The sequence below is a fragment of the Algoriphagus kandeliae genome, from assembly GCF_004571135.1.
Lineage (GTDB): Bacteria > Bacteroidota > Bacteroidia > Cytophagales > Cyclobacteriaceae > Algoriphagus > Algoriphagus kandeliae.
On record NZ_SPSB01000005.1, the window covers coordinates 73,808 to 88,936 of the forward strand.

General features: G+C 39.5%; 14 protein-coding genes. 4 read left to right on the forward strand and 10 right to left on the reverse strand.

From position 1 onward, the window contains the following. The first annotated feature begins 42 nt into the window (after positions 1 to 42). Positions 43 to 1,548: an OmpP1/FadL family transporter gene (locus tag E4S40_RS16190; RefSeq protein WP_135076690.1), complete on the forward strand. Its 1,506-nt coding sequence runs from the start codon at positions 43 to 45 to the stop codon at positions 1,546 to 1,548. Here E4S40_RS16190 and E4S40_RS16195 read toward each other — a convergent pair. Genes E4S40_RS16195 through E4S40_RS16205 form a run of 3 tightly spaced genes read right to left on the reverse strand, consistent with a single transcriptional unit; the run spans position 1,531 to position 3,702 of the window. Then, positions 1,531 to 2,064 (reverse strand): shikimate kinase, encoded by a 534-nt coding sequence (locus E4S40_RS16195; RefSeq protein ID WP_135076693.1) that lies wholly within the window; start codon positions 2,062 to 2,064, stop codon positions 1,531 to 1,533. The two genes, E4S40_RS16190 and E4S40_RS16195, sit on opposite strands and share 18 nt — an antisense overlap. Beyond that, positions 2,061 to 3,161, reverse strand: a complete 1,101-nt coding sequence (locus E4S40_RS16200; RefSeq protein ID WP_135076696.1) for a BT_3928 family protein — start codon at positions 3,159 to 3,161, stop codon at positions 2,061 to 2,063. The genes E4S40_RS16195 and E4S40_RS16200 overlap by 4 nt, the downstream gene beginning before the upstream one ends. Next, entirely contained in the window at positions 3,154 to 3,702 is a 549-nt protein-coding gene (locus tag E4S40_RS16205) for a DUF1599 domain-containing protein (protein ID WP_135076698.1), read from the reverse strand. The genes E4S40_RS16200 and E4S40_RS16205 overlap by 8 nt, the downstream gene beginning before the upstream one ends. A gap of 14 nt (positions 3,703 to 3,716) precedes the next feature. Here E4S40_RS16205 and folP point away from each other — a divergent pair, with 14 nt between their 5' ends. Together folP and cdaA are read left to right on the forward strand one after the other, a co-directional pair. Next, positions 3,717 to 4,601 (forward strand): dihydropteroate synthase, encoded by an 885-nt coding sequence (folP, locus tag E4S40_RS16210; protein WP_202615383.1) that lies wholly within the window; start codon positions 3,717 to 3,719, stop codon positions 4,599 to 4,601. Continuing rightward, positions 4,598 to 5,473 carry a diadenylate cyclase CdaA gene (gene cdaA, locus E4S40_RS16215; RefSeq protein ID WP_135076700.1) on the forward strand — a complete coding sequence of 292 codons (876 nt, stop codon included), beginning with the start codon at positions 4,598 to 4,600 and terminating at the stop codon, positions 5,471 to 5,473. The genes folP and cdaA overlap by 4 nt, the downstream gene beginning before the upstream one ends. Before the next feature lie 75 nt (positions 5,474 to 5,548). Here the strand turns inward: cdaA and kbl are convergent, their stop codons facing one another. Then, on the reverse strand, positions 5,549 to 6,745 hold the full coding sequence (gene kbl / locus E4S40_RS16220) for a glycine C-acetyltransferase (RefSeq protein WP_135076702.1): 1,197 nt from the start codon (positions 6,743 to 6,745) through the stop codon (positions 5,549 to 5,551). 156 nt (positions 6,746 to 6,901) lie between these two features. Between kbl and E4S40_RS16225 the strand changes: the two genes are divergently transcribed. Next, positions 6,902 to 7,852 carry an NAD-dependent epimerase/dehydratase family protein gene (locus tag E4S40_RS16225; RefSeq protein ID WP_135076704.1) on the forward strand — a complete coding sequence of 317 codons (951 nt, stop codon included), beginning with the start codon at positions 6,902 to 6,904 and terminating at the stop codon, positions 7,850 to 7,852. Between the two features lie 36 nt (positions 7,853 to 7,888). Here E4S40_RS16225 and E4S40_RS16230 read toward each other — a convergent pair whose 3' ends face one another. The 6 genes from E4S40_RS16230 to E4S40_RS16255 all read right to left on the reverse strand — a co-directional run bounded on the left by E4S40_RS16230 (position 7,889) and on the right by E4S40_RS16255 (position 15,072). Beyond that, on the reverse strand, positions 7,889 to 8,239 hold the full coding sequence (locus E4S40_RS16230) for a Spx/MgsR family RNA polymerase-binding regulatory protein (RefSeq protein WP_135076706.1): 351 nt from the start codon (positions 8,237 to 8,239) through the stop codon (positions 7,889 to 7,891). A 12-nt stretch (positions 8,240 to 8,251) separates the two neighbouring features. Beyond that, positions 8,252 to 9,547 carry a glutamate-1-semialdehyde 2,1-aminomutase gene (gene hemL / locus E4S40_RS16235; protein ID WP_135076708.1) on the reverse strand — a complete coding sequence of 432 codons (1,296 nt, stop codon included), beginning with the start codon at positions 9,545 to 9,547 and terminating at the stop codon, positions 8,252 to 8,254. Then, the gene (locus E4S40_RS16240) at positions 9,544 to 11,208 is read right to left on the reverse strand and encodes an ABC transporter substrate-binding protein (protein WP_135076710.1); all 1,665 of its coding nucleotides are present in this window, start codon (positions 11,206 to 11,208) and stop codon (positions 9,544 to 9,546) included. The genes hemL and E4S40_RS16240 overlap by 4 nt, the downstream gene beginning before the upstream one ends. 114 nt (positions 11,209 to 11,322) lie before the next feature. Beyond that, positions 11,323 to 12,852, reverse strand: coding sequence for a glutamine-hydrolyzing GMP synthase (gene guaA / locus E4S40_RS16245; protein ID WP_135076712.1), 1,530 nt, complete (start codon positions 12,850 to 12,852; stop codon positions 11,323 to 11,325). A gap of 110 nt (positions 12,853 to 12,962) precedes the next feature. After that, the gene (locus tag E4S40_RS16250; RefSeq protein ID WP_135076714.1) at positions 12,963 to 13,964 is read right to left on the reverse strand and encodes a phosphotriesterase family protein; all 1,002 of its coding nucleotides are present in this window, start codon (positions 13,962 to 13,964) and stop codon (positions 12,963 to 12,965) included. Positions 13,965 to 14,076: 112 nt separating this feature from the next. Continuing rightward, positions 14,077 to 15,072, reverse strand: coding sequence for a ligase-associated DNA damage response exonuclease (locus E4S40_RS16255; protein ID WP_135076717.1), 996 nt, complete (start codon positions 15,070 to 15,072; stop codon positions 14,077 to 14,079). Between the last annotated feature and the right edge of the window lie 57 nt (positions 15,073 to 15,129).

Below are 15,129 nucleotides of genomic sequence, written 5' to 3' on the forward strand. Positions count from 1 at the left end.
GGAATCCTTTTTCGTTTTTCTAGTAGTTTAATTAAAATCAACATGAGGTATTTACTTGCTTGGTTTTTCCTTCTTATTGGAAATTTTGCTTTCAGTCAAAGTGGATATTTTGAAGATGCTTTGAGATTCAGTAGAAACATTCCGGCAGGATCTGCTAGAGTAATGGCTATAGGTGGGACTCAGTGGTCATTGGGTGGAGATGTTTCCAATATTGCCGGGAATCCAGCTGGATTGGGTTTTTTCCGTAAATCCGAAGCATCTATCAGCTTAGGATACAGTGACTGGGGAATACAAACTCAATTCTTAGGGCAAAATAGAAATTACAACACTACAAACTTTTCTGTCCCTAACCTTTCTGTTGTGTTTGCAAATCCTAAAGGAATATTAAATAGAGGGGCCTTTAAGGGCGGTTCTTGGGGAATCAGTATTCAGCGAATTGCCAACTTTAATTCTGAGTTTGGCTATTTCTCTGATATTATTGGTGAATCTTCCATTTTGGATTTCTACATCCAAGACTCCTTTGGCGTTCCAGAAAGCCAAATAGAATCTTTCGGTATTACAGGACTTGCATACCAAACTTATTTGATTAATCCCATCACTGTTGATGAAAATGGGAATACCATCATCAATCCTGACACCTATGATTCATTTGTCCTTGGTTTTCCTTTTCAAGATGAGAATGTCTATCAGGAAGGTTCTTCCAACCAAATCACGTTTAGTTACGGCGCAAATTTTCAACACAAACTTTTTGTTGGCGGATCATTGGGAATTCGATCACTCAGTTATTTCTCCCAAAAAGAATACAATGAAGAATTCATTGACGAACCGCTTTTTACGTCGTCCCTTCGCGAAAATCTCTTTATCAACGGAACGGGAGTTAACTTAAATATTGGAATCATTTACAAACCGATTGATTATGTAAATCTCGGTTTCAACTTCCAAACTCCAACCTGGTATGCTTTAAGCGAGGAATACGATTCAAATATTACTGCTGAGTACAATAATTATTACTATGAGCCAGAAGATATCACTCTTGGCACTCAACAAGCCTATTCTGACCTATTTGTCAATAATTTTCAATTGAATAGCCCACTCAGAATTGGAGGAGGAGGAACAGTATTCTTAGGAAAAAATGGGTTTATCTCTGCAGATATTGATTGGGTAGATTATAGTGCAGCGAGAATTAATTCAAATAATTTTAATGAAGGCCCAGATAATGAAGCCATTCAAAGCCTTTATACAAGTACAATCAACTATCGATTCGGCGCGGAAGGGAGAATCAACATGTTCTACATCCGTGCAGGATATGCTTACTATGGAGATCCTTTTGTCAGCAATTCTATAGATAGAAGTACAACACAATTAAGCGGTGGAGTCGGTGTAAGAGTAAAAAACTTTAATATTGACTTTGCACTTGTCAATCAAAAATTCAATTCAGTTTATCAGTCCTACCAATATCTAGATTCACAAAATAATAATATTGGACCAGTAACCGATATTAAAAACAATATCTTCAACGGGGTCTTAACCTTAGGATTGAGTTTTTAATTGGTGAATTAACTCTGAAACAAAATACTCAGCGGAAAAATCAGAACCGCTGAGTTTTATTTTTGCCTCTTCGTAAAAAGGGCCTCTTTGCGCAATTAGATTTTTTAGCTTCAAGGTAATCTCTCCGGCATCCATTCCTTCGAACATAGGTCGAACAGAGGCTTTGGAATGGTAGAGTCGGCTTGACACTTCTTCCAGTGGAACATCCAGATAAACAGAGATGCCAAGCTGATTAATAAGGCTCATATTGTCATTGAAACAAGGGCAACCTCCTCCCGATGCAAGCACAAAAGACTCGTCTGATTGCATTACTTCCTCCAAAGCCTGAGTCTCCAAATCACGGAACTTTCCTTCGCCATATTCTGAAAAAATATCAGAAATCTTTTTCTCGCTTTTCTCTTCAATCAATTGGTCTAAATCCAAAAAATTAACATTAAGCTCGTGAGCTAAAATCCTTCCAAAAGTACTTTTTCCTGCTCCTGGAAGACCAACCAAGACCACTTTTAATTGACTCATCGAATAAATAAATCTAACACCTCACCTGCTTCCGGAGTATTGTTATGGTGATATTTTGCCAAAACTGTACCGTCTTTTAAAATCATGATTCCAGGATTAGAACGGATCATTGTTTTTACCACCGTTGCATCTGCCTGAAGTCCAACAATACTCCAATTATTTGAAGAAATAAATGCATCAATTTCTTCTTGCGGAGCAGCTGCCATTAGAATGACATCCACAGGTGCGTTCTCCATGGATTTCACTAACGTATGAATGGACTCAAGATTCTTATCATTAAACTTGGCCATACTCGGGCTAAGAATGAGAACCTTATTTCCCGCAAAAACAAAATCTGTTTGATCTCCCGATTCATTCCATGCAGAAAAATCTGAAATCTTAGGAAGTGCATCAGGATTTTTTAGGTTCATCTCAACAAATTCATAACCTTCCTCCGTCGGATAACTATCCAAAGTCACAGTCTGTCCATCCTTTTGCATGACATAGGAATATTGCAAAGGGGCAGATGGCTGCATGTTAGTTGGAATGTTTACTCCAACTTTATAAGCTCGAAAATCAATAAATGGCAGGTTACGAATTGCTGTTAGAGAAAGAACAAAACAAAGAATTCCAACAGCCCAAACTGTTCCTTTTGCAAGGCTTGAGGAACTAGTTGGCAGGTATTTTTGCAAAGCTAAAATCCCCAAAATCAAGACAGTCAAAATCACATCTTTATAGAAAGACTCCCACGGGGTAAGTTTGATAGCATCTCCAAAGCAACCGCAATCGGTCACTTTGTTGAAATATGCCGAGAAAAAGGTAAGGAAAGTGAAAAACAGGATCATCAGGAATAATGCCCGTACAGTAAACTTGCTCCTTACTCCCAATATCAGCATCACTCCCAATACTACTTCCAAAACCACTAAAAAAACAGCCAGATACAAAGCAAAAGGTTTGAGATAGTAGAAAAATCCAGCAATATCATTGGAAAAGACGTCAAAATACTCTTCCAATTTAATAGCAGTCCCAACCGGATCATTGACTTTTATAAGTCCAGAGAATATAAAAAGTCCTCCAACCAGGATGCGGAGAACCCAAAGAATTCCTTTATTAAGCATGGTGATATCCTAGTTTAATCAGACAAAAAACAGCGTAATTGATCATATCCTGATAGTTTGCCTCAATGCCTTCTGATACTAATGTTTTGCCTTCGTTATCTTCTATTTGCTTGAGCCTGAATAATTTCATCAGAATAATATCAGTCATAGAACTAACCCGCATATCTCTCCAAGCCTCTCCGTAATCATGATTTTTATTCTCCAAAAGTCCTTTTGTTTTGGCAACCCATTGATCATAAATCGGTTCCAATTCTTCAAAAGGTATCTCCATTCGACTTTCATCTTTTAGAGAAATCTGAATCAATGCAATCAAGCAATAATTGATAATTCCAATAAAATCATCCTCAATGGGATCACTGATTTTTTGACTTCCCTTTTCCTGAACTGAGCGAATTCGCTGGGCTTTGATAAAAATCTGATCAGTAATGGACGATAATCGCATGATCCTCCAAGAAGTCCCGTAATCGATGGTTTTCTTCTGAAAGAGTTCTTTACAACGGCCGATTACTTGCTTATATTCGTTGCTGGTTTTGGTTTCCAATGGATTTTATTTAAATGATACTTTTCTCAGATCCAACTTCTATCGTCGAAGATAAATTATTTCCTCAAAAATATACATTTCAAATAAAGGGAAGGCTCATCATCTGGGATGAACCGCAATTGATGGGGATTTTGAACCTGACTCCTGATTCCTTTTACGCGGGTAGTCGTGTAAAAATCGATCGTGAGGACATCTTGAAAAGAGCCGAAAAAATGATCCTTGAGGGAGCCGACATTTTGGACTTGGGAGGATACAGTAGCAGACCTGGAGCAGAGGATATTTCTGAAGAGGAAGAACTTTCACGAGTAATTCAACCCATTTCTTGGATTTCGGAGGCATTCCCTGAAGTCTTGATTTCTATTGACACTTTCCGTTCGAATGTTGCCAAACGAGCGATCGAAACAGGTGCTCACTTAGTAAATGACATTTCTGGAGGAAGCTTAGATTCAAAGATGTATGAAGTAGTCGGAAAGCTTCAAGTACCCTATTTCCTAATGCATATGCGAGGCACGCCTCAGACAATGCAGCAAAAAACAGATTACTCCAAACTTTTGCCGGATATATTGAACTATTTCGCGAAAAAACTGCATCTTATAAAAGAGTTTGGCATCAAAGATGTAATTATTGACCCGGGATTTGGCTTTGCAAAAACGTTAGAGCAAAACTACCATATCCTCAAAAATCTTGAGATTTTCAGAACACTCGGTTATCCGGTTTTGGCTGGCTTATCAAGAAAATCCATGATTTACAAACTACTCGGCTGTGGGCCTGAAGAATCGCTCAATGGAACTACAGCTCTACATATGTTTGCCCTTTCAAAAGGTGCTAACATACTTCGAGTTCATGACGTTAAAGAAGCAAACGAAACCAGAAAATTATTTAAACAACTATACGCTTGACCTTTCTTTTCAAAATAGGATTCTTGGATGTCTCCATCGTGAATATGATTGATATCGCGTTGGTTTCCTTCCTATTGTATCAAGTTTACAAACTTCTAAAGGGCAGTGTAGCCATCAAGATTTTTCTTGGTTTTTTATCTATTTACTTGGTTTACCTTTTGGTTCGGGCCCTTCAAATGGAATTACTTTCCTCTATTTTGGGACAGTTCATGGGAGTCGGTGTCTTGGCAGCAATTATCATTTTTGCGCCAGAAATTCGAAAATTCTTGCTCTTAATCGGCCGTTCTTCCCTCCTATCAAGAGATAATATTTGGAAAGATTTGCTGTTTTTTTGGAGAAAAAAGGAAAATGCTTCTTTCAATATTAATCCCATCATCGAAGCATCCAAAACCCTTGCAGGAAGTAATACCGGAGCTTTGATGGTCATTTCAAAAAGTACCGAATTGAAATTCTATGCGGAAAGCGGCGACATATTGGATGCTGAACTTTCTAAGCGATTGTTGATTTCCATTTTCAATAAATACAGTCCACTTCATGACGGGGCAGTGATTATCCACAATGGAAAAATTAAAGCTGCTCGATGTATTTTGCCTGTCACGGAGCGGGAAGTTCCTGCGCAATTTGGTCTTCGTCACCGGGCTGGAATTGGAATGTCTGAGGCTACAGATGCTATCATCCTGATTATCTCTGAAGAAACCGGACAGATTTCTATGGCAAAAAATGGAAAGGTCCTTCATAACATGTCCTTTCAGGAAGTTCGAGAAACTTTGAATGATTATCTGAACAATCTAGATGTCGATGAGCGATTTGAAAATCTAGAAGACTACGAACTGAATAAGAAACGAAAGATGGTCATGACCAGTAAATCTTGACTTTTTCCCTATAGACTGGAAAAATAAAGCCCGATTAGGATTGTCCAAACCGGGCTTTTTAATGAAGGTTGATTTTTATTTTAAAACACCTAGTTCTTTCCCCACTTCTATAAATGCATCAATTGCTTGATCAAGATGATGCTTTTCGTGCCCAGCTGATATTTGTACTCGAATCCGTGCTTCTCCTTTTGGTACTACCGGATAATAAAATCCGATTACATAAATACCTCTTTCTAAAAGCTTCTCCGCCATTTTTTGTGAAAGAACAGCATCATACAACATAATCGGTACAATTGGGTGCTCACCAGGCTTAATATCAAAACCAGCTGCTTCCATTTTGGCTCGGAAGTATTTTGTGTTTTCTTCAAGTTTATCTCGAAGTTCCGTAGTCTCAGAAAGTAGGTCGAAAACTGCAATCGAAGCACCGGTAATGGATGGAGCTAAAGTGTTTGAGAAAAGGTAAGGTCTTGACCGCTGACGAAGCAATTCAACAATTTCTTTTCTTCCAGAAGTAAAACCTCCTGATGCTCCTCCTAATGCTTTTCCGAGCGTACCGGTAATGATATCAATTTTCCCCATTACACCCCGGAATTCATGAACACCACGACCGGTTTTTCCCATAAAACCCGTAGAATGACATTCATCAGACATCACCATCGCTTCGTATTTTTCTGCTAGCTGTACGATTTTATCCAGCTGTGCAATTGTTCCATCCATGGAAAATACGCCATCTGTAACAATGATTTTCTGCTTTGCCCCTGCTTCATTCGCCTCTTTGAGCTTGGCTTCCAAATCAGCCATATCATTGTGGGCATATCGATAACGCATGGCTTTGCAAAGTCGTACCCCATCGATGATAGAGGCATGATTCAAAGCATCTGAAATAATGGCATCCTCAGGTCCCAATAAAGGTTCAAATACACCACCATTCGCATCAAAGGCAGCAGCATACAGAATTGTATCTTCGGTACCCAAAAACTCAGAAATTTTCTTCTCCAATTCCTTATGAATGTCCTGAGTTCCACAAATAAAACGGACAGAAGACATCCCAAAACCATGAGAATCAATGCTTTTCTTTGCAGCCTCAATCACCTTTGGATGAGATGAAAGCCCCAAATAATTATTGGCGCAGAAATTCAAGACTTTTTTTCCACCCTCAATGGTTATTTCAGCCGCTTGGGGAGAAGTAATAATCCGTTCTTTTTTAAATAATCCTGCTTCCTTAATCGCAGCAATCTCTTTTTCAAATTTGGGTTTGATCTGTTCGTACATGATATGATATACTTGATTTAAATTATTATGATTTGATCATTTCCATTGATCAAAAATTCCAACAAGAGGTCTGAATTTTATTACTTTTGCGCTGGTAAACCCAAATATAAACAAAAAGCCACGCACCATTCGAAGGCTTTTGATAGATCGCAAAAAATGGAAAAAATTCTTGTAATCGGAGCCGCTGGACAATTGGGTTCTGAACTTACCAAAGCACTTTCAGACCGCTACTCAGGAGAACAAGTCATAGCAACAGATTTGAATGCTGATGCAAAAGAGAAATTTGATTATTGCAGATTTGAGGTGCTTGATGTTTTAGATCAGGAAAAAGTGAAAAACTTGGTCCGAAACGAAGGAATTACCCAGATTTATCATTTGGCTGCCGTGCTTTCTGCAACTGGAGAAAAACGACCATTATTTGCATGGCAATTAAATATGGATTCCCTGCTTTTCATTTTGGAATTAGCCAGAGAATTCAAACTCAATAAAATTTATTGGCCATCTTCTATAGCTGTTTTTGGCCCAAACACACCTAGCGTAAATACGCCGCAATACTGCGTAAAAGAACCCAACACGGTTTATGGTATTTCTAAACAAGCCGGAGAGCGATGGTGTGAATATTACTTTGAAAAATATGGAGTCGATGTGCGAAGCCTTCGATATCCAGGACTAATCGGATATAAGTCACTTCCCGGGGGAGGGACAACAGACTACGCAGTAGATATTTATCACAAAGCATTAAAAGGTGAAAAATTCACCTGCTTTCTTAAAGAAGACAGCATGCTTCCCATGATGTATATGCCTGATGCAATCAAGGCTACCATTGATCTTATGGAAGCACCAAAAGAGTCTGTTAAAATTCGATCCAGCTACAACTTAGCAGGAATGAGCTTTACTCCAAAGGAGATTTATGAAAGCATCCGAACTCATTATCCAAATTTCGAGATTGAATATCAGCCGGATTTTAGACAAGCCATTGCAGATGGATGGCCGGATAGTATCGATGATCACTTTGCGAGGGAGCATTGGGGATGGAAACCAAGTTATGATCTAGAGGCCATGACTCAGGATATTTTGGAGAACCTTCCCAAATATTTTGAATTTTGACCAACAAAAAAGCAGGGAATTTAAACCCTGCTTTTTTTATAGCTTTTGAGAAATCTCTTCCGAATCAAATCCCAAAGTTATACTCCCATCAGGATAGGTAATTATCGGCCTTTTAATCATACTGGAATTATCAACCAAAACTGGAATTGCTGTATCAGAGGTTTCTAGGGCCTTTCGTTGATTTTCATCCATCTTTCGATAGGTCATTCCCTTTTTGTTGATCACAGCCTCCAATCCAACTTTTTCAATGAACGATTGAAGTAATTCAGAGGTGGGCTTTTGCTTTTTATAATCGATGAATTCATACTTGATTCCTTGACTTTCTAAAAAGTCAAAGGTCTTTTTCATCGTATTGCAGTTTTTGATTCCGTATACCGTCAAACTCATTTGATTTTACTTTTATATTTTATGGATTTCGATCATGCTTTCCCGATGAGCTTCCAAAATTCGATCTATCAGTTCCTCAGTAAGGGCTGTAGACAAAAACAGACTCTCAAATTGGGAAGGGGCTAAATAAATTCCTCGATGAAGCATAGCTTGGAAATATTTACCGAATAAAGCTGTATCTGAGGTTTTTGCAGATTCAAAATCAATCACAGGATCGGTAGTGAAAAAGAGCGAATACATGCTTCCTAAATGATTCACGGTATAATCATACCCTAATTCCAAATTGATTTTTTTGATCCCTTCACTAATTTTCATCCCAATCTGGTTTAGCACACCATATGTTTCAGGATGGTCATGCAAATATCCGAGCATAGCCAATCCGGCAGCCATGGCAATCGGATTACCGGAAAGAGTTCCTGCCTGATACACAGGTCCGGAAGGAGAAACAAAATCCATGATCTCTTTTTTCCCTCCATAAGCTCCTACTGGCATTCCCCCACCTATAATTTTTCCTAAAGTGGTCATATCAGGAGTGACTCCATACAACTCTTGTGCTCCACCGGGAGCAAGACGGAAACCTGTCATAACTTCATCGAAGATCAAAACGATCCCTTCTCGATTACAGATTTCCCGGAGTCCTTCAAGATATCCGGGCATTGGAATTGTCAAGCCCATGTTTCCAGGTACTGGCTCCAAGATTAAAGCCGCAATCTCATCTTTATTAAATCGAATTAATTCCTCAATAGCCTCAAGATTGTTATAAGGTGCCAACAAGGTGTCTTTGGCTGTTCCTGATGTAACTCCCGGAGAGTCAGGTTGACCCATGGTCACCGCACCAGATCCTGCAGCAATCAAAAATGAATCTCCATGGCCATGGTAATGACCGATCATCTTGATGATTTTGTCTTTTCCAGTATAACCCCTGGCAACGCGAATCGCAGACATCGTGGCTTCTGTCCCTGAATTGACCATACGGACTTTTTCAACTGATGGCACCATTTGGGTGATCAATTCTGCTATTTCAACTTCCCTTGCTGTAGGAGCTCCAAAGGATGTCCCCTCATGCATAGCTTGTATCACTGCCTCCCGAATCATTGGATGATTGTGTCCCAAAATCATCGGGCCCCAGCTATTAATCAACTCAATAAATGGATTGTCATTTTCATCAAAAAGGAATGCTCCATCCGCTCTTTTTATAAAAAGAGGCTCTCCTCCTACTGCGCGAAATGCACGGACGGGTGAATTCACCCCTCCTGGAATAAATTTTTGAGCATGGGCAAAAAGCCGCTTGCTTTCAGAAATGTTCATGGATTATTTAACGGTTTCAATTCTCCTTCCACAAAATGGAAAACAGGAACGTATCGATTTGAATTGCTATTCTGGAAATTAAATCCCCAAGTAAGCTCACCTGTTTGGAACACCTGTTGATCCAAACTAGTTCGGAAGTCTAAATCAGAATCTGGCTTGAGATGCGAAGAAAGCCATTGCACTAACTCAAACCCCAAAATCGAATTGGTGCTTGGAAAAAATGAATATCTCTGATAAAACCTATCCTTCAAACGGGTCATTTCCTCAGATTCAAAATTTGGGGTGTTATTTGAAATGAAATAGAAGTTGTCATAAGGCAACATCTCATAATTCGCAAAATTGAAGGTAAGCCAGGAGTCCATTACGAAAATAGGAACAGCTGTAGTCACTGATTCTACCAAAGACAATATGGGATCGGCCATATTCGGGTCATCCGATAACACCACTACCTGATCAACCAATACCTCTACACTGTCTAGGGTAGGTCGAATGCCTAAATCTGTTAGAAAAGAGGCTGCATTTCTCGGGGAAACCTCCTGATAATTGACTAACTGAAAACCATCACTTTCTAATTTACCTTTGAGTAATTCAGCAACTTTTGAATCTCTGGAACTTCCTCCAAAAGCAATCGCCACCCGATTTCCACTTACGGAGCTTTTCAAACCTTTTGCAATTCCTTCTGCAATATTTTCAGAGGATGGTCGAAAAAGATAGCTAAAGGAATTTCCTACAAAACGATCTCCCAAATTGGATAATGGATGTATAAATGGAATTTTAGCTACCTCTGCGAATGAACTTACCAAGTCTGTTTCTTCAGGATAAATCGGACCAATGATAGCATCTGCATTTTGAACCTTTTCTTCCTCCAAAATCCCTCGAAGAGCATCAACAGACCTTTTTGAATCAAAAGTACTGAGACTGACACTCATCCCTTGTTTTTGAAGTAGATTGACGGCAAGTTGAATACCCTGATACAATTCATAGACAAACCCTTCAGTAACGATTGTATTATTTGTATTTGAAAAAGGTAAAATCACTACTAGATCAAAAACTCCATTATTTGATCCGGTGGAACTCCAATTTTGACTTTGTCCCTGCAATTCATAAAAAAGCGACTTTTCATCCGAGGAAAGCACATTCTTTTTTCGCAAAACAGCACTAAGAGCAGCGGTATAAACTGGTAAATTTTGATATTCCTTCAGATTCCTAATTAAAAAATCTGGGCTTTCTTTTACTAAGTAATCAAAGGTCAAATTAGAAGCCCGATTATCATATTTTTCACCCTCCACACTAGCTACAACTGGTAGTGCATCCAAAGGATTTTTATTCAAGAAATAAGCCTCCGCCAACAGAATCTTTGATTCATTTTGATGCGACCAACTGCGCTTAGCCAAAGGTTTCAATAAATCAATTGCAACTTGAGCTTGATTAGCTTTAATAGCGGCTTCTCCTGCATGAAATGCAGCATAAAGAGCCAAATCTCCATATTTTGACTCATCAGTAAATTGCCGGAAAGCATTCATTGCCTCCCAATAGTTTCCATTTTGAAGATTGCTTTTAGCAGCTTGATAGCCGTCGGGAATAGACTGTGCAAAAACAAAAGAAACCAGGAAAAAAAGAGGTAAAAAGAATAAAGATTTCCGCATTGATTCAGTATCCATTTAGCTTGAGGAGCAAATTTAACCCATTATTTCCAAACCCAAAGTTTGGTCTTCGATGAACCAAAAACAAAACCCGAACCATTGGCTCGGGTTTTAACAAGTATTGAGATTTTATTATTCCCATTCGATCGTTGCAGGTGGTTTTGAAGAAATATCATAAACCACTCGATTCACTCCCTTCACTCGATTAATGATTTCATTGGACATTTTACCAAGGAATTCATAGGGCAAATGAATCCAGTCTGCAGTCATCCCATCTACAGACCCTACCGCTCTTAGAGCAACCACGCGCTCATAGGTCCGCTCATCACCCATCACACCTACGGATTGGATTGGAAGCAAAATGGCTCCTGCCTGCCAAACCTGATCGTATAAGCCATGATTTTTGAGACCTTGAATGAAGATGTGATCAACTTCTTGAAGGGTTTTAACCTTATCCTCAGTAATATCACCCAAAATTCGGATTGCCAAACCTGGACCTGGGAAAGGATGTCTTCCTATGATACTTTCCGGAATTTCAAGGGCACGTCCCACCTCCCGAACTTCATCCTTAAAGAGGGTATTTAAAGGTTCAACTACCGAAAGCTTCATAAAATCCGGTAATCCCCCCACATTGTGATGAGATTTGATTGTGGCAGAAGGTCCCTTGACAGAAACCGACTCGATGACATCCGGATAAATTGTTCCTTGTCCAAGCCACTTTACGCCTTCAATTTTATGAGCTTCATCATCAAAGACTTCGATAAATACTCTACCAATCGCTTTTCGCTTTGCCTCTGGATCAGTCAACCCGGCTAAAGCATCATAAAAACGTTGCTTGGCATCAACTCCGATCACATTCAAACCCATGTGCTTGTAGGAATCCAATACTTCTTCAAATTCATTTTTGCGAAGCAATCCATTATCTACAAATACACAAGTCAATTGATCTCCGATCGCTTTATGTATTAAGGTGGCAGCCACGGAAGAGTCTACTCCTCCAGAAAGTCCCATCACCACTTTATCAGAACCGATTTTTTCTTTTAAATCGGCAACAGTAGAATCGATGAAGGTGTCAGAAGTCCAGTCCTGCTTACAGCCACAAATTCCAACCACGAAATTTCTTAGAAGATTTTTTCCTTCTAAAGAATGAGTCACTTCAGGGTGAAACTGAATCCCATAGGTTTTTTCTCCTTCTACTTTGAAAGCAGCCACTTCAACAGATGAAGTGCTGGCAATAACTTCAAAACCTGAAGGAAGTCTTTTGATCGTATCACCATGAGACATCCAAACTTGGGAACCATGGGTCATCTCTTTCAACAAGTCATGATGCAAATCGATATGATCTAGATTCGCACGACCGTATTCCCGGATGGTGGAAGGCAAAACCTCTCCCCCATATTTATGCGCTAGCAATTGAGACCCGTAACAAACTCCTAAAAGTGGAAGCTGACCTCTCAAACTATCCAAATCCAAATCGGGAGCACCTTCATCCCGAACACTGCAAGGAGAGCCTGAAAGAATCACTCCTTTTATATCAGAGGTGATTTCAGGAACCTTATTGAAGGGGTGGATTTCACAGTAAACATTGAGCTCTCTTACTCTTCGGGCGATGAGTTGGGTGTATTGAGAGCCAAAATCGAGGATCAAAATTTGTTCTGCCATGCGCAAAGGTAAGCAGGGCTATCCGTATGTTAAAGATTGGCAAAGAAAATTTGGGAGTAGATAGAAAAATTAGAAAATTGAAAAATTGAAAAATGATGAAAATCAACTACTTAATGGATGAAAAAGGCTGATTTGGGATTTTCTTTTAATAGAACATCCCAATCTTCTTCAGTGAATCCCCTTTCACCCAGCATTGGAATAAGCTTTTCAAAAATATTGGTAAAGGGCTGAAAGTCTCTTCCACCCGGTTTGGCTGGATCATACCATCCTGCATCGTGGGAAATCAGTATATTTTCAAGAATGCTCTTTTCCTTCGCAAAAAGCAATCGTTCCACATAGGAATCTATTTCCCAACCTATTCCATCCCAACTGATCCAAACGCCCAGTTTGGCAGCTTCGAGATAATTATCAAAATCCTGTTCAGCTTGGGCATGAACCCATACAAACTCTGAAGGCTTCACCCCCATTTCCTGAAGAATTTTCACTTCCTGCTTGGCAGTGCTCCACGTGCCAGTGTGGGAGGCAATGGTAAGCCCCGTCTTTTGATGAGTCAAAGCGGCGGCCCTGACTAGTTTTTGATCAATTTCAGAAAGTGGTTCTGCTTCATTAACTGAAATCTTGATAAATCCAGGGTAAATACATGTTCCCTCTATTCCATTTTCAAATTCCGTTATCCATCGTTTTGAAAGTTCCTCAGGGGTTTCACTTTTGGCGAATTCAGGCAAATATTTTCCTCCGACTGCCCCATAGAATCCCGTATTTGTCAAAATTTGAATTCCAGACCTTTCACTGAGTTCTTTCAGGAGCAAAGGATCTTTTCCCAAATAACTGGGAGTACAGTCAAGAATGGTATTGACACCATATTTTTTTAAATCCTGAAGATATGGAAGAACTTTTCGAACTACTGAGTCTCCATTCCATCTTTCCGGATTGATCGAATCAGCTCCGATGAAATCCACCAACATGTGCTCGTGAATCAAAGTCAAACCCATAGAATCCATTGAAACCGGCCCGGTGACGGAATTGAAAAACCCGTCACTTTTCTTCTGCTCAGAATTTTGACAGGAAAAAAGCAAGGTGATAAGGAAAATGGAAATCAAAAACTTAGACATGAAGAGGAAACTTGTTTCTTTGTTCAAGATATTGGTTGGAAATCAATTTTCAATCCGCCACGGCGGACAAGTTTTTGTAATCCTCCAATTTTTCAATCCTAACTAAATCCTCTTATTCGGCCTCTTCTTCCCCAAAAAGTGTCCGCAATTCGACTGCATCAATTCCTTTTTCTTCTTGCAAAAATTTCCCAAAAGCAGCTGTGCTTCCATGAGTCAAATAGACTTTTTCTGCTTCTGTAGCCTCAATTGCCTGAATTAATCCTTCCCAATCTGCATGGTCAGATAGCACAAATCCCCTATCTGCTGCTCTTCTCCTTCGGGTTCCCCGAATACTCATCCATCCCGAACAAATACCAGTTCGATAAGGAGAAAATTTTCGCATCCAAGGTGTTCCCATGGCAGACGGAGGAGCGATAATGAGCGCACCTTGATATTCATTTTTCGGAATATCCGGATTTACTTTCGGCACATCCCAAATATCAATTCCATTGGCAAGTAATGCTTGGTTTGTGTTCCAGATAGCCCCATGCACAAAGACACTTCCAATTTCCCGCTTAAGATTATGTAAAATCCGCTGAGCCTTCCCTAATGAATAGGCAAAAAGTACCGAATTCCTTCCTTCAGCTGCGTTTTCTTTCCACCAATTATTAATTTGATTAAAGGTTTCCTGCTGAGACTCCCATTTATATATCGGCAAACCAAAAGTACATTCAGAAACAAACTCATGGCATTTGATGGATTCAAAGGGGATAGAAAGTCCATCATCTTCTATTTTATAATCTCCACTCACTACTGCGATTTTTCCTTGATATTCCAATCTAACCTGTGCGGATCCAGGAATATGTCCAGCTGGATGAAGAGAAATTTTAACACCATTAACTGATTTCACCTCACCATAATCAACAGTTTCCAAATTGATTTCAGAACCTAATCGAAGTCGCATTACCTCGGCAGAATGATGATGAGCTAAATATTTTTTCATTCCCCACCGAGCATGGTCAGAATGAGCATGGGTAATAACTGCCCTATTTACTGGACGCCAAGGGTCAATAAAAACATCTGCTGGTGGGCAGTATAAACCAAGTTCAGTTAACTCAAGTAGATTCAACGGATTTCTGGGATGATGTATTAGGTTTGAATCAAGGATTACTATCCAAATTTAAAA

Bases quoted from the DNA above. Each gene is read 5' to 3' on its own strand.
- E4S40_RS16190 (WP_135076690.1), top strand. From the start codon at position 43: ATGAGGTATTTACTTGCTTGGTTTTTCCTTCTTATTGGAAATTTTGCT.
- E4S40_RS16195 (WP_135076693.1), bottom strand. From the start codon at position 2,064: ATGAGTCAATTAAAAGTGGTCTTGGTTGGTCTTCCAGGAGCAGGAAAA.
- E4S40_RS16200 (WP_135076696.1), bottom strand. From the start codon at position 3,161: ATGCTTAATAAAGGAATTCTTTGGGTTCTCCGCATCCTGGTTGGAGGA.
- folP (WP_202615383.1), top strand. From the start codon at position 3,717: ATGATACTTTTCTCAGATCCAACTTCTATCGTCGAAGATAAATTATTT.
- kbl (WP_135076702.1), bottom strand. From the start codon at position 6,745: ATGTACGAACAGATCAAACCCAAATTTGAAAAAGAGATTGCTGCGATT.
- E4S40_RS16225 (WP_135076704.1), top strand. From the start codon at position 6,902: ATGGAAAAAATTCTTGTAATCGGAGCCGCTGGACAATTGGGTTCTGAA.
- E4S40_RS16230 (WP_135076706.1), bottom strand. From the start codon at position 8,239: ATGAGTTTGACGGTATACGGAATCAAAAACTGCAATACGATGAAAAAG.
- hemL (WP_135076708.1), bottom strand. From the start codon at position 9,547: ATGAACATTTCTGAAAGCAAGCGGCTTTTTGCCCATGCTCAAAAATTT.
- E4S40_RS16240 (WP_135076710.1), bottom strand. From the start codon at position 11,208: ATGGATACTGAATCAATGCGGAAATCTTTATTCTTTTTACCTCTTTTT.
- guaA (WP_135076712.1), bottom strand. From the start codon at position 12,852: ATGGCAGAACAAATTTTGATCCTCGATTTTGGCTCTCAATACACCCAA.
- E4S40_RS16250 (WP_135076714.1), bottom strand. From the start codon at position 13,964: ATGTCTAAGTTTTTGATTTCCATTTTCCTTATCACCTTGCTTTTTTCC.